The sequence below is a fragment of the bacterium genome, from assembly GCA_020444065.1.
GTDB lineage: Bacteria > Sumerlaeota > Sumerlaeia > SLMS01 > JAHLLQ01 > JAHLLQ01.
Genome location: JAHLLQ010000007.1, coordinates 203,286 through 224,963, shown reverse-complemented (window position 1 = coordinate 224,963; position 21,678 = coordinate 203,286). Strand labels below are relative to the sequence as shown.

The following is a 21,678-nucleotide window of genomic DNA, read 5'->3' as shown; positions in this document are numbered from 1 at the left end:
GCCCACACGAAAGGTCTCTCATGGAACTCATCGTCGGTCACAACACCGAGGCCGTATCATCCGCTCAATGGCGCGCCGCTGAACGCTCCTGGGGCGAACTGATGGAGCGCCGCGACGTCGACCTGCCCGCGATCAACCTGCCGCAGGACGACCTCATCCCCGTGGCCGCCGAGCAGCTCGCCCGCAAATACCGCCGCCGCCTTCAACACCTTGTCCTGATCGGCGACCCCGCCCCGGCCGCAGCCGCCTCCCTCACCGCCTCCATGCTCGGGCTCGGAGTCCCGCGAAACGGCCGCCGCGGCAAAGGCAAGGGCGCCGAGGCCATGACCCTTTCGATCTTCACGCTCCACGACGTCTCTCACGGCGCCATGCCGCCCCTGGGCGAGACACTGTTCTGCGCCATCGGCGGCGCCCGCGTCTCCGACAGCACCCTCTCCGCCCTGACAATCGTCGACAGCCGCATTCGGCGCGAACTCGGCGATGACCGCGTCCGCGATCATCTGATTCTCATCTGCGACAGCGAGCGCGGCCCCCTTCGCGAGTACGCCGACAGCAACCAGCTCCCGTCCCTGACGCTCGACCCCGGCATCCCCGTCGACCTTGCGCCGCTCAGCGCCCTCGGCCTGTTCCCGCTCGCCTGCGTTGGTGGCACACCCGCCGACATCCTCGAAGGCGCCCTCGCGGCCGACGCCGAGATGATGGAAGCCCGCATCCAGGAGAACCCTGCCGCCCGCATCGCCATCGCCATGTGCACCTCGCCCGCCGGATCCCCCGAAATCCTCGGCTTCGCCGGCCGGTTCGACTGGACCAACTGGTGGCGCCTGTCCGGCCATCGCAAAGCCGCCTTTGCCGCCCTTCCGCTCCCCAACTCCGAGCACCTCGTCCCGGACAATGGCCTGCCCGGCATCGACGCTGTCGAGTCGCTCCGCGGCAAGAACGCCTCCGACATTGCCGCGCGCGACCTGCCCCCCAACGTCCTCGGCATCCGCGCACAGAACCACTCTCCCCGCGAAGCCGGCCGCATCATCCAGACGCTCGTCACCGCCCGCTCCCTCGCCGACGTCATGGGCACCCAGACCTGGGCCTGACAACTCCCCGTGGTCTGGATCGCGTACTCGCACTCGTACGCGTACTCGAACTCGATTGCCGACGCGCGAGCCCCCGAGAATCCTTTTGACTTTGGCGGGAAAGCGCGCATTCTGAATAGCGAAGGCCTCGCGCGCTGGGACTCCCTCCGGCGCGACGGGGGAGTCTTGGGACAACTGTCCCGGGATGCCTTGACGACGCGTCATGGGCATGTTTCAAGAGGTGTTCGGCTCGCGCTTCCTGCGGGACGGGCGAATCCGGAGAGAATGACGCCGATGAGCAACTCCTCGACGCAACCCCGCAATCCCGAGTCGGATATCCGGTGCGCGGTCCTGGAAAACGATGATATCGCCGTCGTCCGCGTGATCGGGCGCGGCTCCTTCCTGAACAGCGTCCCCTTCAAGCGATTCGCCGACCACCTCCAGGCCCAGGGCCACCCTGGCAAGTTCCTCGTCGACCTCGCCCAGTGCGAAACCATGGACTCCACCTTCATGGGGGTCCTGGCTTCCATCAGCATCGCCCAGACCAAGAGCGGCCGCGACCGACTCCTCGTTGCCAACGCCAACGAACACGTCCGCCGCCTCCTCAAGACCCTTGGCCTCACCCACCTGCTTTCCATCCACGATGGCGACCACGCCGAGCGGGCCATCTCCAAGGCCGAAGACCACCTCGAAACCCCCGACACCGGCCCCATCAGCCGTCTCGATCAGATCCTCCACACCCTCGAGGCCCACAAAACCCTCGTCCGAGTCGACGACGAAAACGAGCTCCGCTTCCAGTCCGTCATTCACTATCTCGAAAAAAGCCTCCAGAACGCCGAAGACGGCAAAGAAGACTGGTAAGCCCCCTCACCCGACCAAAAGACCGAGTACGAGTTCGAGCACCGCTTCGCTGAGTACGAGTGCGCCCAATCTCTCCTCGTACCCCCACAGTCCTCATCAAAATCCTGCTTCACCGAGGTGACTTGGGCATCTTGCCCAAGCCCCAGAGATATTCAAAATCCAGAGAGGTTCACGTCCCAACACTTCTCTGCCTGGCCGCATGCAAATGAAAAGAAGGCGGCCGGTGGGCCGCCTTCTCTGATCCCAAGCCTCGTGAGCCAGGAACCAAGTTCTCATTCTACTTTCTAGCCACTCGTCACTCGCCACTAATCACTAGCCACTAGCTCTTCAACGGCGTCGCGTGCTTCGTGCTCTGTCCCGCTGCGTACGTGCGCGTGAACGACGAGTGCAAACCGCCCGGACCGCGCGTCAGCGCAACGCGACCCGTGCGTGCAACCTCCAGCAGACCGTACGGCGCCAGCATCTCCAGGAACGTTTCGATCTTCGGCTGATGACCCGTGATTTCCAGCGACATCGTATCCGGTGTAATGTCGATCGGCTTCGCCTTGAAGATCTTCACCAGTTCGATCACATCCGTGCGTCGTCCCGGCGGAACCGTGACCTTGATCAGCACCAGTTCGCGATCGATGTAGCTGCCGAGCTCTGTCAGATTCTGCACCTTGATGACTTCGATCAGCTTGTTCAGTTGCTTTTGAATTTGCTCGATGATCGTGGAGTCGCCTCGAACAACCAATGTCATGCGGCTCGCCGTCGGATCGTGCGTCGTGCCGACAGCCAGCGACTCGATATTGAAACCTCGTGCGGCGAACAGACTCGCGATTCGCGCCAACACACCGAACCGGTTCTCCACCAGCACCGAAATCACGAACTCCTGACCTTCTGTATGGCTTCCATTGTTACTCATAGCATTCGCTCCATTCAGATTCGGTTGTTGGATTAGAACAAGTCCGGCGTCGACTCGGGATCGACCTTCTCAATCGGCCCCTGGTCGCGGCGCTTGATGTGCTCGCCGGTGATCATCTGCTTGTAGCCCATTCCCGGACCGACCATCGGATACACGCCGGCGTCCGGATCGATCATCACCTCCAGGAACGCAGGCCCCTCGAACGTGATGAACCGCTCAAGAACCTCGCGCACCTTCGCCTTGTCGGTCAGCCGCTCGGCGAACTTGTAGCCATCCGCCTCGGCCGCCTTCACAAAGTCCTTCGCGTGCAGCGACTTGTCACTGCCCGAGAAACGTTCGCCGAAGAACATCTTCTGCCACTGACGCACCATCCCATCGCCCAGGTTGTTGAACAGCAAGACCTTCACGGGCAGATCGTACGTCGTCGCCGTTTCCAGCTCGCCCAGGTTCATGCGCAAGCTACCGTCGCCATCCACATCCACAACAAGCCGATCCGGATTCGCCGCCTGCGCGCCGATTGCCGCCGGCAAGCCGAATCCCATCGTGCCCATGCTGCCGCTCGTCAGGAACGAGCGCGGCTTACTGACCGCGCAATACTGCGCCGCCCACATCTGATGCTGCCCGACGCCGGTCACGACGATCGCATCGCCCTTTGTCAGATCGTTCAATGTTTCCAGCACAAAATACGGCTGAATCAACTTGCTGTTCCGATCGTAGTCCATCGGGTACTTTGTCTTCAGTTCCTTGCAGTACGCCCCCCACTGCGAGAAGTCGCGCTTGAACTCCTTGCCGAAGTCCATCAGATCCTCCAGCGCACGCCCTGCATCCCCGACGTGCGACCAATCGACGATCTTCACCTTCCCGATTTCCGCCGCATCGATATCGATGTGCGCGAAGTTCTTCGCCAACGGCGCAAACTCTTTCACCTTGCCCGCCACGCGATCATCGAAACGCGAACCCACCGCGATCAGGAAATCGCAATCTTCCACCGCATAGTTCGCGTGCGCCGCGCCGTGCATTCCGAGCATGTTCATGCACAGGTCGCTCTGCGTATCCATCGAGCCAATTCCCATCAGCGTCGTCACAACCGGGATGCCGAAATGCTCGGAGAACTTCCGCAACGTCTCTGCGGAGCCGCTGTTGATCACGCCGCCGCCTGCATAAATCAGCGGACGCTTCGACTCGCCCAACATCTCGAAAAACTGCTCCGCGCGCCGCTTCGGCACACGCGAATTCATCAACGACTCGACGCGCTTCTGGTAACCGCGAAAAGACAGGGTTCCTTCGCCCTTATACGTTCCGATCCAATTCTGCACATCCTTCGGGACATCGATCACCACCGGACCCGGTCGGCCGCTGCGAGCAATCTCGAACGCCGTGCGAATCGTTGCTTCCAGCTCTTCCGGATCCTCCACCAGGAACGCATGCTTCGCGCACGAGCTCATGATATTGAAAACCGGCGCTTCCTGGAACGCATCACTGCCGATTGCCGCGCGCGGAACCTGGCCACTGATCATCACCACGGGGACGGAGTCCGCCATACTGTCGCGGATCGGCGTCACGCAATTCGTCGCGCCCGGACCCGACGTCACAAGAAAAACCCCGACGCGCCCCGTCGATCGCGCATAGCCCGCCGCCATAAAGCCCGCGCCCTGCTCGTTTGCCGGAACAACCAGACGAATCTGATTCTTCGGATCCTTCTCCTGCTGCGCGTTGTGACGGAACACCGCGTCGTAAGTCGGCAGAATCGCGCCGCCGCTGTAACCAAAGACCGTATCGACGCCCTCGTCCGCCAGCACCTGGATGATCATATCCGCGCCGTTCATCTTCTGGCCAATCGGCGAGGAAGTCGTTTTCTGTTCGATATGCTCGGCAGTCATTGCTCGCTCCTTATGTATTCAAACCCTTCGGTGATCGATTCACGCAAAAAAGACCGCCTCGAACAGCGGTCGGTTATTCGGCCCTGGAGTGTGTAGGGAGACCATTCAGACGGTCGCCGCACCCCAGGGCCGGCGTACCAGTACGAGAAGCAGGACATTAATCAGCGCCACCGCACCCGAAAGAACCGGGCCGGCAAGAGATTCAGTCATCGTCAGGCGCTGCTTCATCATGAAAACCTTCGAGAGTTCATTCCCAAACTGCAGACCTATCGAAACCGGCCCGCGGGCATTCCCGTCAAGCACAAACCCCCAATGACACAAACACCCCCCGTCATCGTGCTCGTAATCGTGCTCGCACCACCCCGCAAAGGGGCAACGCCCCGCGTATACCAGCCCAGGGCGCAAGCCCTGGGGAACCCACGCCCCGTCGCGAAGCGCTGAAGGCGCGACGCATCAACGCGCCCCAGCGTTTCGCATTGCTCCCCGCGCATCGCGAGAAGACCGTATTCCGACGGAAACACACCGCCGCACACGTCTTCTCGCGAGGTCTCGCCATGCAACGCAAGCGCTCCGCTCTCTGGATCATCCTCTGGATCGCATCGCTGCTGTTTGTTGTCGCATGCGGAAGCCACGCGGCGGAGTTGGAAGGAGAACCCCCAATGCCCGGCACCGTGCGCATCACATTCGAACTCACCGTTCCGGAAGACCTCGATGATCCCGTCTTCATCACTGGCACGCTGCCGCAATGGGGCCCGTGGGATCCCGCCATCGCAGAAATGAAAGGCACTGGCACCACGCGCCAATACGTTGCCGATGTTTCCATCGGCACATCGATCGAATACAAGTTCACACTCGGCACATGGCAGCAGGAACTGCAGGACGAGAACGGTTACATCTCCGGCAACTTCTCACTCGAAGCAAACGAACCCACGACCGTGCAGCATCGCGCGTACTCATTCGGTTCCGGAGCCAGCCGCGACGCCGATCCCGATGGACTCATCAAAGCCACTGCCGATGCGCCCGATATCTGGATCGCAAAGTACCCGAAGTTCTACGAGACATTCCTGTTTCCCGACGGGCGCAGCAAAGCTGTCGTCATCAGCATGGACGACTGCCCGCAACAGGATCGTCGCTTCGTCGCGCTACTCAACGAACACGGCCTGCACGGCACGTTTCACCTGAACTCCAGCCGACTCGTGCAAGATGATTACATCGGACACGACGAAGTCAAAACCCTCTACGCCGGCCACGAAGTCTCCGGCCACACCGTCACACATCCGTGGCTTACCACACTGTCGCGCGAAGAAATCAAAGCCGAAGTCGGCGACGACCTCGAAGCCCTGACCGAAGCCGCCGGCTACGAAATCCGCGGCCTCTCCTATCCATTCGGCGCGCTCGACCAGGAAACCCTCGACGTCCTGCACGAACTTAGCGTCGCGTACGCACGCACCGTTGCTCCGAATCCGGAGATGGCCCTCCCCTACGATCCACTCGTCTGGCCTGGGGGCTCGCACCAGAGCGACGCCGTCCCGCAGGCCCGCCGCCTGATCGACGCAAACGACGGCCGCCTTCGCCTTCTCGTCGTCTGGGGCCACGCCTGGGAACTCGACGGCCATCCCGACGGCGCGCCGAACAGTTGGTCCTCCATGGACGACTTCTGCACGCTGCTCGAAGGCCACGCTGCCGACATCTGGAATCCCACCTACATCGAAGCCGCCGATTATATCCACGCACTCAGCCAACTCGAATTCAACGGCTCGCAAGTCACCAACGCCGCCGAAATCCCTGTCTGGCTCCGCGACGCCTCCGGCCAACCCAACGAACTCTCCCCCGGCGCCACGGTGAATCTGGCCCCCTAATTTCCTGGACCGCCCCCCTCTGAGGTGACTTGGCCATCCCTGGCCAAGAGCCTCCCTGTTCGCCGACGTCTGACAGTGCGTCCTCAGTCGATAACCTTCTCAAGAGGCCCAATACCGCTGATGCCTGGGCAAGCATGCCCAAGTCACCTCACCCCCCGATACTCGACCATCGCGTCCGAGTCCGCACAATCCCCCGCGCACTCGTACTCGTACTCGTACTCGAACCTACCGCTTCCCATAGGGGCAACGCCCCGCCGAATACCAGCCCAGGGCGAGAGCCCTGGATACCTCGTCACCCCCACCATCAAGCGCTGAAAGCGCGGTACATCGCCGATTGTCCTAATCCTCTTAAAAAGACATTCCCGCCTTCGCGCTTTTTACTTGTCATTGTTCCCTCCGTGCAGGCACGTCGGAAGGGATCGTCCTCGAAAGGCGCCGAAACTCCACACGGGCGCGCCGGGAGCGGGGATGGTCAGGTTCCAGTTCCAGCTGACCAGGCAGATCCGCACGGGATGAAAGGAGTTCGACCGATGAAGTGGACCAGAATTTTCGCAACCGCCGGCGCATTGGTTTTCGCGTTGGTTATGACGACAGGGTGTAACTCGATCCAGAAAGGCGCAGCCGCGGGTGGAGCCCTCGGCGCCGCCGTTGGTGGAGTCGTCGCCCACAACTACACCTCCATGGCCGTTGGCCAGGGCATCGCCATGGGTGGTGCCGCAGGCGCCGCGACCGGCGGCCTGGCCGGCGATGCATATCGCCAGATGACCGAAGACGACGTGGAGCGCGAACTGCAGAATCTCCGGGCCGAACTCGATTCCAAGAACCAGGAACTGGCAGAACTTCGCGATGCCGGCGCCACCGCCGATACACTCGCGGAAATGGATATGCTGCGCGGCGAACTCGATCGCACCATCAGCGATCTCGAAAACGCCCGCACCTCCCTGGATCAGCGCACTGCCGAAGTCGAGCAGATGAACAACCAGATCGACCAGATGGCCGAGGCCCGCGATCAGGCCAACTCCCGCGCCACCGCCATGCAGACGCAGTTGCGCGAAGTCGAAGACCAGCTCGCCATGGCCCGAAACCAGGTCCAGACCATCCAGGCTTCCCTTCGCGAGAAAGAGCAGGGCCTCAATCAACTGCGCGCCCAGCTCAAGGACCTCAACGTCCAGCTCGACGAGACCAACCGCGGCCTGACTATGACCATCGTCAACGAGCTCCTCTACAAGCCCGGCAAAGCCGAACTGAGCGACGAAGGTATCGAGCTCATGAGCCAGATCGCTGAGATCATCCAGACCAACTTCCCCAACCGCGAACTGCTGGTCGAAGGGCACACGGACAACGAGCCCATCCAGTACTCCAGTTGGAAGTCGAACTGGGAACTTGGCGCCGCTCGCGCGCTGACCGTCGTGCACGAACTGGTTGAGGGCCAAGGCTTCGATCCCTCGCGCCTCTCCGCCACAAGCTACGGCGAGTACCGTCCGATCGCTCCGAACGCGACCCCCGACGGCCGCGCCCAGAATCGTCGCTCGGTCATCGTCATCCTGCCCGAGAAAATGCCGCTGCAGCGCACCACACTCGCGTCGCTGTAACGACCACCACCGAGACTTTACCTCGGAGCGGGCTGGCCGGGATCGAATCGCTCGAAAGGGCGCGCCGGTCCCGGCCATTCCTTTTCCGGGCAACCGCGGGATGGAGAAAAGGACACCAGCATGCAGCCCAGCCCCCCTAGAATCAATCGAGGTGACTTGCGCACCCACGCCCCGCTCCTCCTGCTGCTCCTCCTGACCGCCGTTGCCCTGACCGGATGCACACGCACCGTTGAACCCATCGGCGTCCTCGATGACTACGCCGCATTCAACTGCATCAATGAACCCGACGTGAAACTCCGCGTCGGAGGCTGGCAGGACTACACCGTCGACCCACTCTATCTGACCCGTGCGCAGATCCGCGAATACCACGATGACGGCCGAGCCATTCCCATCCCCGAGTCCTTCGGCCTGACCGAAGAGAAGATTCAGCCCACACTCTTCATCGTCCCCGAGCCAATCTGGGCAACGCCCTATGATGAATTCGACGACACCGACCGCGACGAGATCCTCTTCACTGTCCGCGAGCGCATGTATCGCTACCTGCTGCGCGCCTACCCGCATCCGGTGCGGGTCCGCTACGCCATGCCCCTCGACGATCCGATGCTCACCGACCATCGCGTTCTGACCGTTCGGACCTACGTCACCGATGTAGAGGACGGGCAAGGCTTCTGGCGCTATGTCATCGGCTACGGTGCCGGCGCCACGGTGATCCAACTCGAAGGCCGCATCTACGAAGGCGTCGAAGACGAAACCGTCCTGGCCGAGTTTGCCATCCGCGAATCCCACGGCGGATATCCAAACGGGTTCTTCAACCCCCAGGTCTTCGATGCCCCCTACTGCCTCAAGTACGCCGTCGAAGAAGCCATCGGCAAACTCACCGAGCGCTTGCGCGAGTTCATCCCCGGGGTTCTGCCCAGGCCGGGAATGGAAAGAGAGGTCCGCCAGTTGCTCGAGCAGAACTATCCCGATTACAAGCCGACCGTCTATGACGGGTCCGAATAGAACGCCTGAAAACAGCACTTAGTTTTTCTTGACGGTGTTAGCGCCCCACGCGCCACCTGAGTGTTGCGAAGCTCGAAAACCCGTAGAGGACGTGCGCCATGCAACAGGTACTCGACAGACTCATGCTCTCCTCGCTCAGCGAGGCCAATGATCCATTCTTCCTCGAGCACCACCGCGTGCAGGCCATCCTGTACTTCGGCGATGGCGGCATGTTCTCGCAGGAATACAAGCTCTACCACCGCCCGGTCGAATCCGGCGATGGCCACCTTGAGAACAATGAACTCCGCGACGGCATCGAATTCCTGCACGAAAGCCTTCGCGCCGGCCGCCGAGTCCTCGCCGTCGGCCCCACAGGAGCCACCATCGTCGCCGCCTACCTCTCCGAGATGGGCTTCTCCGACGCCCAGGCCCTCCAACTGATCTCCACCGAAGGCGTTCCCAAGCCCGATTCGGAAATACTCAACGCCCACGCCAAAGAACTCAAGAAGCGCTCCACAACCTCAGTCCACGGCTAAAGCCATCCATCATTCGCCACTAGCCACTAGCCACTCTTCACTAGCCACTCTTAAGCACTCCGCCCGCCTCGACTTCGAGGCGGGCGGGTTTTCTTGGAGACTGCGTGTGTGCGGAACGAGCGATTATTCCGCTTCGTGGTGGTCGATGCGGACTTCCTCGATCACCTTGTCCACGATTCCCGGCGGAACCGGCTCGTAGTGATCGAACTCGCTCTCGAAGATCGCGCGACCCTGCGTCATCGAACGCAGGTCGCGGCTGAAGGTTGCCATCTCCGCCGCGGGGACCTCCGCGTTCACGCGAACGCGAGTGCCCATCTGGTCGCTGCCGGCGATGCGGCCGCGCTTGCCCGATACGTAACCCATGATGTCGCCCATGTAGCTGTCGGGCACTTCGACGATCACCTTGTTGATCGGCTCAAGAAGCTGCGGAGCGCACTTCGGCGCCACATTCTTGAACGCCAACGACGCGGCGACCTGGAAGGCCATATCGCTCGAGTCCACCGAGTGATACGAACCGTCGAAGCACTCGGCGTGCACGTCGACCATCGGGTAGCCCGCAATGATGCCGCGAGTCAGCGAGTCGCGCAGGCCCTTCTCAACCGAGCTCGTGAAGTTCGTCGGGATGTTACCGCCGACAACCTTCCACTCGAAGTTGAAGCCCTCGCCGCGCTGGCGCGGAGCAAGGCGAATCCAGCAATCGCCGAACTGGCCGCGGCCGCCCGTCTGCTTCTTGTAACGGCCCTGGCCTTCGCCCTTCTTGCTCAGCGTCTCGCGATACTGAACGCGCGGGGCCTTCATCACGACCTCGACCTTGTTCAACGACTCGAGCCGCGCAGCCGTCACATCCAGGTGCGTGTCGCCCATGCCGGAGATCACCGTCTGGTGCAGCAACGAATCGCGCTCCACCTTCAGCGTCGGATCGGTCTCGAGCATCTTGTGCATGCCCATGCCGAGGCGATCTTCATCGCTCTTGCTCTTCGCCTCGATCGCCATGTGCACCGTTGGCTTCGGCATCCGCGTCGGAGCGTACACAACATCGATGCCCTTCACCTCGAGCAGCGTATCGCCCGTGTGGACCGTGTCCAGCTTCGCGAACGTGCCGATGTCGCCGGCACAGATGCCGGAGACACTCAACTGCTGCTTGCCGCGCATCGAAAAGACATGGCCGACGCGCTCGGTCTGATCCGTGCGCGCGTTCTTGATCGTGCCATCGCCCTTCGCTTCACCGGTGATGCACTTGAAGAACGAAAGGCGGCCGACGAACTCGTCGTTGACCGTCTTATAAACCAGCGCGCTGAACGGCGCCGACGGATCGATCTTCTTCATCTCGATCTCGTCGCTGTCCTTGCTCTTCAAAGCCTGGAAGCCTTTGCGCTCGGTCGGCGGCGGGCATTCGTGAATGAAGAAGTTCTGAAGAACCGTCAGGCCGATTTCCTTCGCCGCAGAGCCACAAAGCACCGGCGCGAAACGACCTTCCTCGAGATCCTCGCGCAGTCCGCGCTTGATCTCATCATCCGTCAGCGTCTCTTCCATCAGGAACTTCTCGGTCAGATCGTCGTCGCCTTCCGCGGCGGCTTCGACCAGGCGCTTGCGCGCCTCCTCGGCGGCGTCCTGCAGCTCCGCAGGAATGTCCTTCACCTCGCGCTTGCCGCCCTCGTCGTAAATCGCCTTCATGGTCAGCAAATCGATCACGCCCTTGAAGTCCGCTTCGGAGCCAATCGGAAGCGTCAGCGGAACACAGTGCACGTCCGGGAAAGACTGCTCGATGCTGCTGATCGCGCTGTCAAAGTTTGCCCGTTCCTTATCCATCTTGTTGACGAAGAAGGCCTTCGGGATCTGGTACTCGTCCGCGAAAGAGACCGCGAACTCAGTACCGACTTCCACGCCGGTCGTCGCGTCGACGACGATCAGCGCCATTTCCGCCACGCGGACGGCCTGCTTGATCTCGCCCACGAAGTCACGGAAGCCGGGGCAATCCAGCAGGTTGATCTTCACGTCCTTCAGCGTGATCGGCGCCAACGACGAGTTCAGCGAAACTTGGCGTTTCTGTTCCTCGGCATCATAGTCCGAGACGGTGGAGCCGCTCTCGATGGCACCCATCCGGTCGATCATGCCGGAGGTGTGGAGCAGCGCTTCGACAAGGATCGTCTTGCCGGAGCCGGAGTGCCCGGTCAGGGCGACGTTGCGAATCTGTTCGGTGGTATAGCGTTCCAAGGGTTCTCACTCCTCAATGACATTGGTTGGCCCGCACACTTGCTCGGGGGCCGCAGCCCGGCCCGGGAGCCTCCAAGGGGCGGCTAGATTTCACAACCCGGGCCGCGTTCGCAACCCCTTTCGCAATAGGGGACTGGACCGGTCCCGATTGAGGAGAGAAACGGCCGCCGACACGCGCGGCCAGGATTCGGCAAGCTACCGCTCGCGCATCTCGTAAAGGGGCGAATGGGAACGCAGCCGCCGCACCGCATCAACCACGCGCTGGGCCGCAAAATCGACTTCTTCGATCGTTGTAAATCGCGTCAAACCAAAGCGCAATGTTGCGCGTGCCAGCTCCCGCGAGCGCCCCAGCGCCGTCAGTACGTGGCTTGGCTCCGGATCCTCCGAGCTGCACGCCGACCCCGTCGAAATCGCCAGGTCCTCCCGAAGCGCATTCACCAGCGCACCGCCTTCCACGTACCCGAACGACAAGCTCAACGAATGCGGCAGCCGATGCTCGACGCTTCCGTTCTCCACCACCTCGTCCAGCTCGGCCAGCAACCGCTCTCGCAGCCGATCGCGCAGACCCGCCAGCCGGACCGATTCTTCCGGCAAATCTTCCAACGCCACCTCCAGCGCCTTGCCCAGCCCGACGATCCCCGGCACGTTCAGCGTCCCGCTACGAATGCCCCGCTCCTGGCCCCCGCCCTCGATCTGCGGAATCAGACGCACGCGCGGTTCGCTCCGCCGCACATACAACGCCCCGACGCCCTTCGGACCGTAGAGCTTGTGCGCCGACAGGCTCAACAAATGAATCCCCAACGCCCGCACATCGATCGGCACCTTCCCGACTGCCTGCGTCGCGTCCGTGTGAAACAGGATGCCGCGCTCCGCGCAAACCGCCCCGATCGCCGCCACATCGTGCAGCACCCCGATCTCATTGTTCGCAAACATCACAGAAACCAGAATCGTCTCGTCGCGAATCGCCTCGCGTAGCCGCTCCGAATCCAGGCGACCATCCGGCTCCACAGGCAGCACCGTCACATCGAACCCGTGCCGGTCCAGGCGAACCAAGGGATCCAGCACCGCATGGTGCTCCGTCGCGCACGTCACGATATGGTTGCCGCGCTTCTTCAGCGCCTCCGCCACCCCACGCAGCGCCAGGTTGTTCGATTCCGTCGCGCCGCTCGTAAAGACGATCTCTCGCGGCTCCGCGCCCAGCCCCTCCGCCACGCCACGCCGCACGCCATCCACTGCATCCGCCGCTGCAAGACCAAACTCATGCGCCGTCGAACTCGCATTGCCGAAATGCTCCGTGAAAAACGGCAGCATCGCCTCCAGAACCCGAGGGTCCACGGGCGTCGTCGCGTGACTGTCGAAGTAAACCGGCCGGCGGATCGTCATGAGGGAGCCTCCGCCGCCTGATCAGGCCAGAAATATGCCGAAATCACGGGTCGGACGAGTCGGACACGTTTCTACGGTCCGACTCGCCCGCCTGTTCCAGTGAGGTGCTCCCTGTGCTTCCCGGCGTGGAAATCTCAAGCGTCGTAGCGCCGCACCAGGCCGATCACAACGCCCTGGATCGCGACATCCGCGGCCTTCACATAAATCGGTGCCATGTACGGGTTGGCGGGCTGCAAACGCACCTCGCTCGGGCTCTCGCGATAGAACTTCTTCACCGTCGTCTCGTGGCCGCCCACCAGCGCCACCACCACCTGCCCGTTGCGCGCTTCGCTGCGCCGCTCGCAAATAATGAAGTCGCCCTCGCAAATGCCCTCGTCGATCATCGAATCGCCCCGCACGCGCAGCACAAACGTCTGCTCTGCGTTGCGCACCAGGTCGCTTGGCACACTCAGCCGCTCCGTCAGGTCCTCCTCGACATCCAACGGTTCGCCGGCGGCCACCGTGCCTCGAATCGGAATGGCGTAGCACGCCTCCAGCTCCATCGACACCATGCTGGGCTGGCCCAGATCCGAGCAGATCTCGATCCCGCGGCCACGATTCCAATGCCGCCGGATCATGCCCTTCTCCGACAGATTTGTCAGGTGCTTGTGTACCGTCGCGAGGGACGAAAGATCGAGCCCCTTGGCCACTTCCTCGAGCGAAGGCGAATAGCCGTTCTCGTCGATAAAGCCGCGAATGAACTCAAAAACTTCCCGCTGGCGCCGTGTCAGATACATCGTCTGTTCTCCCGAGGCGGATTCTACAGCGATCTTCGGGCGAAGTTTGGGCGAAGGTCAAGGGCAAAAAGAAAGCGAAAAGAAACTCCAGGGATCGCTGGGACCGCCGACGTCTCGCCGGCACAACCAGTTCATATCGAGTACGAGTTCGAGTTCCGCACCGCTGAGAATGAGTACGCCCTCCCCCTATCCGTGTCCTCCGCGCAATTCGTGGTTCCAACCCAACATCTCAATAATCGCATCCTGCAGACATGACATGCACACAGGTGGATGGGACTTTTTACCCTCCTCGTGTCATAAAAGAGTTGACCCTGCGCCAGGCCCCTCCGGTATATTGAACGATAATTCAAGCATTACACCACCCTACACCACCGTATGGAGAGGACGATCCCTATGACTACCGTGGTAGAAGCACCCAAAAAAGAGGCCACAAGCCTGTTCGAGGGGGCCAAACAAGTCCTGCTGCGCGCAGCAAAGCATGCCAATATCAGCGAAGACGCCCTGATGAAACTCCTGACGCCCAAGTCGTCGTTGGCAGTTTCCATCCCCGTGCGCATGGACGACGGCTCCCTGCGCGTGTTCGGCGGATTCCGCGTTCGTTACAACGAGTCTCGTGGACCCACAAAAGGCGGCATTCGCTATCACCCAAACGTGAACCTCGACGAAGTCACGTCGCTAGCTTTCTGGATGACCATCAAGACCGCCGTCGTCGGCATTCCGTTCGGCGGAGGCAAAGGCGGCATCAACGTCCACCCGAAGGACCTGTCAAAGATGGAGCTCGAGCGCCTCTCGCGCGGCTACATCGACGCGATCGCCGACTTCATCGGGCCGGAAGTCGATATTCCCGCCCCGGACGTCTACACAAACTCGACCATCATGGGATGGATGGCTGACGAATATTCAATGATCGTGCGCCACAAGGTGCCCGGCATCATCACCGGCAAGCCCATTTCCCTCGGTGGCAGCCTGGGCCGCGACACCGCGACCGCTCGTGGCGGCTACTTCTGCATCAAGGAAATGGAAGCCGAAAACAAGTGGTCCCCCCAGAACACCACCGTCGCCGTGCAGGGCTTCGGCAACGCCGGCATGCACATCGCACGGATGCTCTTCGAGGACGGCTACAAGATTCTCGCAGTCAGCGACTCCCACGGCGCCGTGTACGCCGAGGACGGCCTGAACATTCCGGAAGTCATCAAGGTCAAGGAAGAGTCCGCCGACGTGCGCGACTCCGTCTACACTCGCGCCTCCGTCTGCAGCATGAACGGCGGCCGCTGCACCTCGATTTCCAACGAGAAACTCCTCGAACTGGACGTTGACATCCTTGTTCCGGCGGCGCTCGAAAACGCCATCACCGGCGACAACATGGAAAACATCAAGGCCCGCAACATCCTCGAGCTGGCCAACGGCCCGTTGACGGATGAGGCCACCGAGTACCTGAGCGAAAAGGGCGTCTTCATCGTCCCGGACGTGCTGGCGAACGCCGGCGGCGTCACGGTCAGCTACTTCGAGTGGGTCCAGAACATGAACGGCTTCTACTGGCGCGAAGATCAGATCGAAGATCGCCTGAAGCCCATCATGGTAAAGGCCTACCACGATGTCTGCACCGTGGCCAAGGAAATGAATGTCCACATGCGCATGGCCGCCTACATCCATGGCGTGCGGCGCATTGCCGAAGCCATCGAGGCACAGGGAACCAAGAAGTACTTCATGCGGAAGGGCTGATACACAGTCTCCTTCGGTGGAACGTGGCGCGGACGCCGGCCTACGGGCAAGGCTCCGCGCCACGGTTCGTTTTTACCGCACCCCGTACTCCCTCACCAGGCGCTCGCGGTGAGCGTCTTCCAGTTTGCTCTTGTTCAAATCCGAAGTGCTCGCGACGAGTTCGCGGGCCTCATCCTTCTCGCCCGCCTGCCACAGAAACTCCGCCAGCACAAGGCGATGCGTCGCGTCCAACGGATGCAGCCGCACGGCCTCGCGCTGCAGACGAATCGCCTCGTCGAGATTTCCAGCGGCAACCTCAAACAACGCCAGTGACTGGTGCAGCCGCGCGGAGAACGGCGCCAGCTTCAGCGCCCGCCGCAGATCGTCGATCGCCCGCGGGTCCCCGGCCGCGCGGCGCGCGAACGCACGCGACTCGTAGAGCCGCGGATCGTCCGGCTGCCAACCCAGCGCCTCCGTATAAGCCGCCACACGATCGTCCGGATCCTCGGCTCGCTCCTCCGCAATCGTGCGATAGAAATCCGCCCCTGCGGGACGCAACTCGCACATCCACCACGATGCCGCCCCGGCCACGACAACGATCCCCACGAACGCCAACTGCAGCGCCCGCCGCCCAGACTTTGCCGAAAGCAGCGGAAGCCGCGCCCCCATCCCCACCAGAACCCCCAGGACCAACGCCGTATCCAAGTAAATCTCGCGCGTCGAAAGTGTGAACTCGATCAAGCCATGCGCGAGCGCCGCTCCGCCGGCCGCCACGAACGCTGCCGGCAGCAAACTCTCCCGCCCGGCCGCCCTCCACCAGCGAATCCCGAGCGCCAGCACGGCAACCAACCAGACCAGGAGAACCGCGAGTCCCAAGATCCCAACCTCGGTCCCCCACTGGACGATCCAGTTGTGTGCAAAGGCCGTCTCGTTGGCCCCAGGCAGACGATGCTGCGGGTAGTAGGCCGCAAAGCTCCCCGGCCCCGCACCCAGCAACCAGTTCTCCGACCAAATCTGAACACCGCTCGTCCAGTACGAAACGCGCTGCTGCACCGTCGTGATCCCGAACCAGCGACTACCCGACAACGGTGCCGGCCCCGCCGCCGCGGTCAGAAGCCAACCCGATGCGAGCAACCCGACAGCCGCGAGCGGCGCTTTCGACCCACGACGCAACAAGACCAGCGCTCCCATCAGAACAAGTCCCGCGAACGTTCCCAGCACTCCCCCGCGGCTGCCGCTCAGGACCAGCGCCCAAAGCGTCCACAACCCCGCCGCTCGCCAGAACCACCGCGCCCGCGCCTTGCCCGGCCCAAAAGCCAGCGCAACGATCAGCGGCATCGCGATCGCAATCAGGCCCGCGAAGACATTCGGCGATCCCAATCGGCTGGCCGCGCGACGCTCGCGCAGTGCATGCAGAATGCCCTCGTAGGATGCCGGATCGAATGCCTGCGGATTCGCCGCAACGGTTTGCTCCTGAGCCCGGTACGTGAACGGCAGCGACGGCGGTCCGATCACCTGGTAGATCGCAAACAGTGCCAGGAACGCCGTCAACCCACCCAGCCACATCGCCGCCAACTGATGCGGCGGCAGCGTATGGTGTTCCTCGCCGATCGGCCGAAAGTCTCGCCGCGGCCAGGTGACAATGGCGCTCATCGCGGTCAGGAAAACCAACGTCCCTTGGAACATCTGGGCCAACTGAATCCGCGCCTGCGCTGGCAACGGCGAATCCAACTGACGCAACGCCCACCATCCCACCCAGGCAATGCTCGCAACCGCCGCCGCAATCAACAGCGGACGGCCCTGGCCGCGCCAGCGCCGCGCCGCATGGTGAAAACCGGTCGCCGCAAACACCAACACCAGCCCCGCCCCGATCGCTACACCGTGGAGCGGATAGGCGGCCTGGGGGTACAGGTGGGAAATCGACAGAAGAATGAACAGAAAGAACAGACAAACAGCCGGATAGTGGTAATAGACGGGGGCTGGCTGCTCGACTCGTGGGGATCGCGCCCTACTGCGGGTCATGGGGCGCCCCCCGCCCGACGCTCGGCAAGAATCGCCCGCGCGGCATAAGCGACCAGCAGCACCCCCGCCGCCGCCAACAGAAGCGCTCGGAAGACCTCATTCTCCGCCACCGAAAAGCGAATGTAGAGCAACGCCACGATGGCCGCTCCCCACATGAAGAAGCTGACGTAACGCAATGTCGCCACATGGTCCTCACCGCGAGCGATCAGGAAACGCTGGTATAAGTGCTCGCGATGAGCGTGCAGGATATTCTTCCCGCGAATCGTCCGGTGCACCAACGTGTAGGCCACGTCGAACAGGAACGGAGAGACCAGAATCACGCCACCCAGGAACGGATCGAAGCGCGGCGGCGTGAACCGCAGATCGTTGTTTACCAGCAGCAACACACCGCCGGCCACCAGCGCCCCGAGGGGCTGGCTGCCGCAGTCGCCGAGGAACGTCTTCGCCTTCGGCAGGTTCCAGCGCAAAAAACCCTCCGCCGCGCCGTACAGCACCGCGCCGAAAATCGCGAACTCGGTACACCACGAACGATTCAGCCCGACCGCAATGAAGAGCACCGCGATGACCTGCGCAAACCTCCCTGCCAGGCCATTGATGCCGTCCATGAAATTCACCGCGTTCATCAGCCCCACGATCCAGAGGAATCCTATGATCGCTCCGACCGGGGCCGGCAAATCGAACACACCCACGAAAGGAATCGCGACCTGGCGAACAAGCAACCCCATCGCCGGCGGAATCGCCGCAATGATGAACTGCCCGGCCAGCTTCACCAGCGCAGGTGGGTCACCCTGGTCGTCCCACAAACCCAACCCGAACGCCAACGCGACAGAGATCGCGAACCCCGCAAACGGCAGCCACGGGGTCGTATCGACATCCACAAATCCCTGCAGCCGCTGAATCGGGCCTGCCAGAACCTGGTAAGCAATTACGAGCACCAGGAACGAGCCGATCATCCCGATGCCGCCGACACGCGGTGTCGGTACCGTGTGGCTCGATCGCTCATTCGGATGCGCCAGCAGCCCACCTTTGTGCGCCAGCTCGATCGAGCGCTGCGTCAGGAAAAGCGACAAACCATACGCAGCAAACCCAAACAGCAGCGGCGGCAGAATCATCAGGATGATATTCATAAGAAAGCCTCTCCGGCAATGAAGCGACGATCATCGTGTCGATCCCCCGCCGAGAGGGTCAACGGCAGTCCGCCAACCCGCCCCGGGACCGCCGGCACAACACCAGTTCCCATCACGCTCATCGTGCTCATGCTCGTGCTCGTAATCGCGCCAGCCCCCCACCAATCGAGTACGAGTTCGAGTGCCGCTCCGCTGAGTACGAGTACGCCAAATCCCCCCTTCAAACAACCCCGCAACGCCCCCACTTCACCCCAAACACCAAGAAAACCCTTGCCCGCCGTGGTGCCCTCCGCTCTTAAGGGAATTTCTATCCTGCCAGGGATTGATATTGTTCTGCTTGGGAAGCGAAACCGGGTGTTTATCCGGGGGTTCGTGGGAAGCGTCGGGAGCGGCGGTTAGCAGTTGCACCCCTGCGGGGGTTATGGAATGCTCCCTACGATTGAGACCGGTGCCGCAGCCAATCGGTGGTGGGACAGTCAGCTCCACCAGAGGTTTCAACAACCGGAACAGAGAGTGAGTCCATGCCGGAAATCATTGTCAAACTGGGCGATCAGGTTGTCCAACGTTACCAGATGGACAAGGATGTGGCCTCCATTGGACGGGCACGAGACAATGACATTGTCGTCGAAAACCTCTCTGTCTCACGTAACCACGCGCGTATCCGTCAGCAGGATGGAAAGTACATCCTGACGGATCTCAACTCCGCCAACGGCAGCTTCGTCAACGGCGTCAAGATCACCAAGACGGAGCTGGTCGACGAAGACATCATCTCCATCGGCAAGCACAAGCTCCACTTCATCAACAAGCCGGTCAAGGAAGTCGCCGAAGAAGAAGCGCCCCCGGCGCCCGCACTCGGCTCTCCCGACGAGATCACATCCAGCTCGCCCCGCGGCGTGCTCACCGTGACCCGCGGCAAGCAGCTCAACCAGGAATTCAACCTCACAAAAGTCGAAACCAGCATCGGTCGCGCGAATGAAAACGAGATTCGCCTGCACGACTGGTTCGTCTCGAAGAAGCACGCCGTCATCGTGCGCGAAGGCACCCGCTACAAGATCAAGGATCTGGGCTCCTGGCGCGGCACAACGGTAAACAGCAACCAGGTCCGCGAAGCCGAGCTGAAGGACGGCGACGAGCTTCTGTTCGGCACGACTCTGCTGCGCTTCAACATCATGGCGGGCACCCCGCGCGACATTCCGGGCTTCGAACCCGAACCCGTCTCCGCGCCGTCCGAGCCCGAACCTCCCGAGCAGTGGGAAGACGAGCCGTCCGGCGTCGTTGTGGAAGCTGGAGAGCAAGAGCCCGAGCGCATCACGCTCGACGATGGTGGCCCGGATACGGTCGAGGAAGTCGAGAAGGTTCATGAGACGCCGCCTCCGCCAGGCGCGCCGGTCGAAGACGATTCCGTCAGCCTCGGTGTCGAAGACGATGAGTTCGCCCCGATGACCGACGAGGAACTCGAAGACCTCGAGCGCCAGGTCGACGAAGAACTCGGCCAGCAGGACGAAGACATGATCGCCCGCGCCGAATTCGAGCAAATCGAAGCCGAACGCATGCTCGAAGAAGGCGGCGGCATGGAGTCGCGCCGCAAGGCGCTGTTCGAGGAAGAGGATCAGCAGGAAGCCGAAGCAGAAGAGCTGCTGGGCGACCGCGAACCCTCAAAGATCGAACCCGCAGAAGAAGCCGAAGAAGAACCCGATTCGCTGGCCGTTGATATCGGCGATGAAGAAGAGGCGGCGGAAGAAGCTCCCGCAGAGGAACCTGCCGCAACTGAATCGGCAGATGAGTCCTTTGAAGACGAAGAAGAACGTCCTGCTCCTGTCCTGACGGGAGAGACGATCGAAGTGAAGGGGAAAGAGTATCCCGTGCCCGAAGGAGTGGAGCCGGACGTTGTGCGGCGCTGGGCGCGCGGCCTGCATAACCGGAGCAAGGTGATCCGTAGGGAAGCCTCCCGGAAATTGAAAGACTTGACCGGAATCGACTATGAATGGGAATCCCAACCCGAGTAGCAGCGTCCTGAATCGCCCCGCACGGCGAATCGCGATCTTCTCGGATATCCACGGGAATTATCACGCCCTGGAAGCGGTCCTGGCCGCGATTGAAGAGGAAGAGGCGGACCTCCTCGTTTGCTGCGGAGACATCGTGGGCTACGGCGCGCGTCCGAACGAATGCGTCGATCGGATACGTGCGATCAATGCACCCGTCATTGCCGGCAACCACGATCACGCGTGTCTGCTGCTGACGGACATTTCCAATTTCAACGAAATCGCAAAAGCCGCCGTCATCTGGACGAAGCAGGTTCTGACCGAATCGAACGTCTCGTTCCTGCGCCAGATGCCGCTGACCATCAAGGACGAGAAGAACAAGATCTGCTACGTCCACGCGTCGCCGAAAGATCCCGGCGAGTGGAACTACATCCTGACGATGGGCGAAGCGCGCACGAACTTCAATTATTTCACGGAGCAGATCTGTTTCATCGGTCACAGCCACCAGCCCTTCATCATCGAAAATGAAAACGGCAACCTGGCCTGTCCCTCCAAGCCCGAGATCGAGATTCGCGACAACCGCCGCTATCTGATCAACGTCGGCTCCGTCGGACAGCCCCGTGACCACAACCCGGACGCCTGCTACGTCATCTACGATGTCGAGAACCGTCGCCTGGAAATCAAGCGGCTGGAGTACGACATCGAGGGCGCACAGCGCGCGATCCTCGAAGCGGGACTGCCCAGGGAACTCGCCGAGCGACTGGCGCACGGAATGTAAGAGCCGGCCTCGCCC

General features: G+C 61.9%; 16 protein-coding genes. 9 read left to right on the top strand and 7 right to left on the bottom strand.

The features are described 5' to 3' along the window. Positions 1–20 precede the first annotated feature (20 nt). A complete protein-coding gene (locus KQI84_16685; GenBank protein ID MCB2156514.1) occupies positions 21–1,088 on the top strand; it encodes a hypothetical protein in 1,068 nt (355 codons plus the stop codon). Between the two features lie 264 nt (positions 1,089–1,352). Beyond that, the gene (locus KQI84_16680; protein MCB2156513.1) at positions 1,353–1,928 is read left to right on the top strand and encodes an STAS domain-containing protein; all 576 of its coding nucleotides are present in this window, start codon (positions 1,353–1,355) and stop codon (positions 1,926–1,928) included. A gap of 319 nt (positions 1,929–2,247) precedes the next feature. On the opposite strand, the gene ilvN is transcribed toward KQI84_16680, so the two are convergent. Both ilvN and ilvB read right to left on the bottom strand, forming a co-directional pair. Further along, on the bottom strand, positions 2,248–2,832 hold the full coding sequence (gene ilvN, locus KQI84_16675; protein MCB2156512.1) for an acetolactate synthase small subunit: 585 nt from the start codon (positions 2,830–2,832) through the stop codon (positions 2,248–2,250). A 32-nt stretch (positions 2,833–2,864) separates the two neighbouring features. Next, on the bottom strand, positions 2,865–4,712 hold the full coding sequence (gene ilvB, locus KQI84_16670) for a biosynthetic-type acetolactate synthase large subunit (GenBank protein MCB2156511.1): 1,848 nt from the start codon (positions 4,710–4,712) through the stop codon (positions 2,865–2,867). 554 nt (positions 4,713–5,266) lie between these two features. Here ilvB and KQI84_16665 point away from each other — a divergent pair. The 4 genes from KQI84_16665 (at position 5,267) to KQI84_16650 (ending at position 9,680) form a co-directional block, all read left to right on the top strand. Next, entirely contained in the window at positions 5,267–6,571 is a 1,305-nt protein-coding gene (locus tag KQI84_16665; protein MCB2156510.1) for a polysaccharide deacetylase family protein, read from the top strand. A gap of 530 nt (positions 6,572–7,101) precedes the next feature. Then, complete coding sequence (locus KQI84_16660) at positions 7,102–8,163, top strand: OmpA family protein (protein ID MCB2156509.1); 1,062 nt, start codon at positions 7,102–7,104, stop codon at positions 8,161–8,163. A 120-nt stretch (positions 8,164–8,283) separates the two neighbouring features. Further along, the gene (locus KQI84_16655) at positions 8,284–9,165 is read left to right on the top strand and encodes a DUF4410 domain-containing protein (GenBank protein ID MCB2156508.1); all 882 of its coding nucleotides are present in this window, start codon (positions 8,284–8,286) and stop codon (positions 9,163–9,165) included. 98 nt (positions 9,166–9,263) lie between these two features. Then, positions 9,264–9,680: a hypothetical protein gene (locus tag KQI84_16650; protein ID MCB2156507.1), complete on the top strand. Its 417-nt coding sequence runs from the start codon at positions 9,264–9,266 to the stop codon at positions 9,678–9,680. 123 nt (positions 9,681–9,803) lie between these two features. On the opposite strand, the gene KQI84_16645 is transcribed toward KQI84_16650, so the two are convergent. The 3 genes from KQI84_16645 to lexA form a co-directional block, all read right to left on the bottom strand. Further along, positions 9,804–11,894, bottom strand: coding sequence for an elongation factor G (locus tag KQI84_16645; GenBank protein MCB2156506.1), 2,091 nt, complete (start codon positions 11,892–11,894; stop codon positions 9,804–9,806). 195 nt (positions 11,895–12,089) lie between these two features. Further along, positions 12,090–13,271: an aminotransferase class V-fold PLP-dependent enzyme gene (locus KQI84_16640; protein MCB2156505.1), complete on the bottom strand. Its 1,182-nt coding sequence runs from the start codon at positions 13,269–13,271 to the stop codon at positions 12,090–12,092. 140 nt (positions 13,272–13,411) lie between these two features. Beyond that, a complete protein-coding gene (gene lexA / locus KQI84_16635) occupies positions 13,412–14,053 on the bottom strand; it encodes a transcriptional repressor LexA (protein MCB2156504.1) in 642 nt (213 codons plus the stop codon). A gap of 393 nt (positions 14,054–14,446) precedes the next feature. On the opposite strand from lexA, the gene KQI84_16630 reads away from it, so the two are divergent. After that, positions 14,447–15,775, top strand: coding sequence for a Glu/Leu/Phe/Val dehydrogenase (locus KQI84_16630; protein MCB2156503.1), 1,329 nt, complete (start codon positions 14,447–14,449; stop codon positions 15,773–15,775). Positions 15,776–15,847: 72 nt separating this feature from the next. Here KQI84_16630 and KQI84_16625 read toward each other — a convergent pair whose 3' ends face one another. Both KQI84_16625 and KQI84_16620 read right to left on the bottom strand, forming a co-directional pair. Beyond that, positions 15,848–17,776 (bottom strand): O-antigen ligase family protein, encoded by a 1,929-nt coding sequence (locus tag KQI84_16625; protein MCB2156502.1) that lies wholly within the window; start codon positions 17,774–17,776, stop codon positions 15,848–15,850. After that, a complete protein-coding gene (locus tag KQI84_16620) occupies positions 17,773–18,903 on the bottom strand; it encodes a hypothetical protein (GenBank protein ID MCB2156501.1) in 1,131 nt (376 codons plus the stop codon). The genes KQI84_16625 and KQI84_16620 overlap by 4 nt, the downstream gene beginning before the upstream one ends. 521 nt (positions 18,904–19,424) lie before the next feature. Here KQI84_16620 and KQI84_16615 point away from each other — a divergent pair. Both KQI84_16615 and KQI84_16610 read left to right on the top strand, forming a co-directional pair. Further along, entirely contained in the window at positions 19,425–20,909 is a 1,485-nt protein-coding gene (locus tag KQI84_16615) for an FHA domain-containing protein (protein ID MCB2156500.1), read from the top strand. Continuing rightward, the gene (locus KQI84_16610) at positions 20,884–21,663 is read left to right on the top strand and encodes a metallophosphatase family protein (GenBank protein ID MCB2156499.1); all 780 of its coding nucleotides are present in this window, start codon (positions 20,884–20,886) and stop codon (positions 21,661–21,663) included. Before KQI84_16615 ends, KQI84_16610 begins: the two co-directional genes overlap by 26 nt. Positions 21,664–21,678 lie beyond the last annotated feature (15 nt).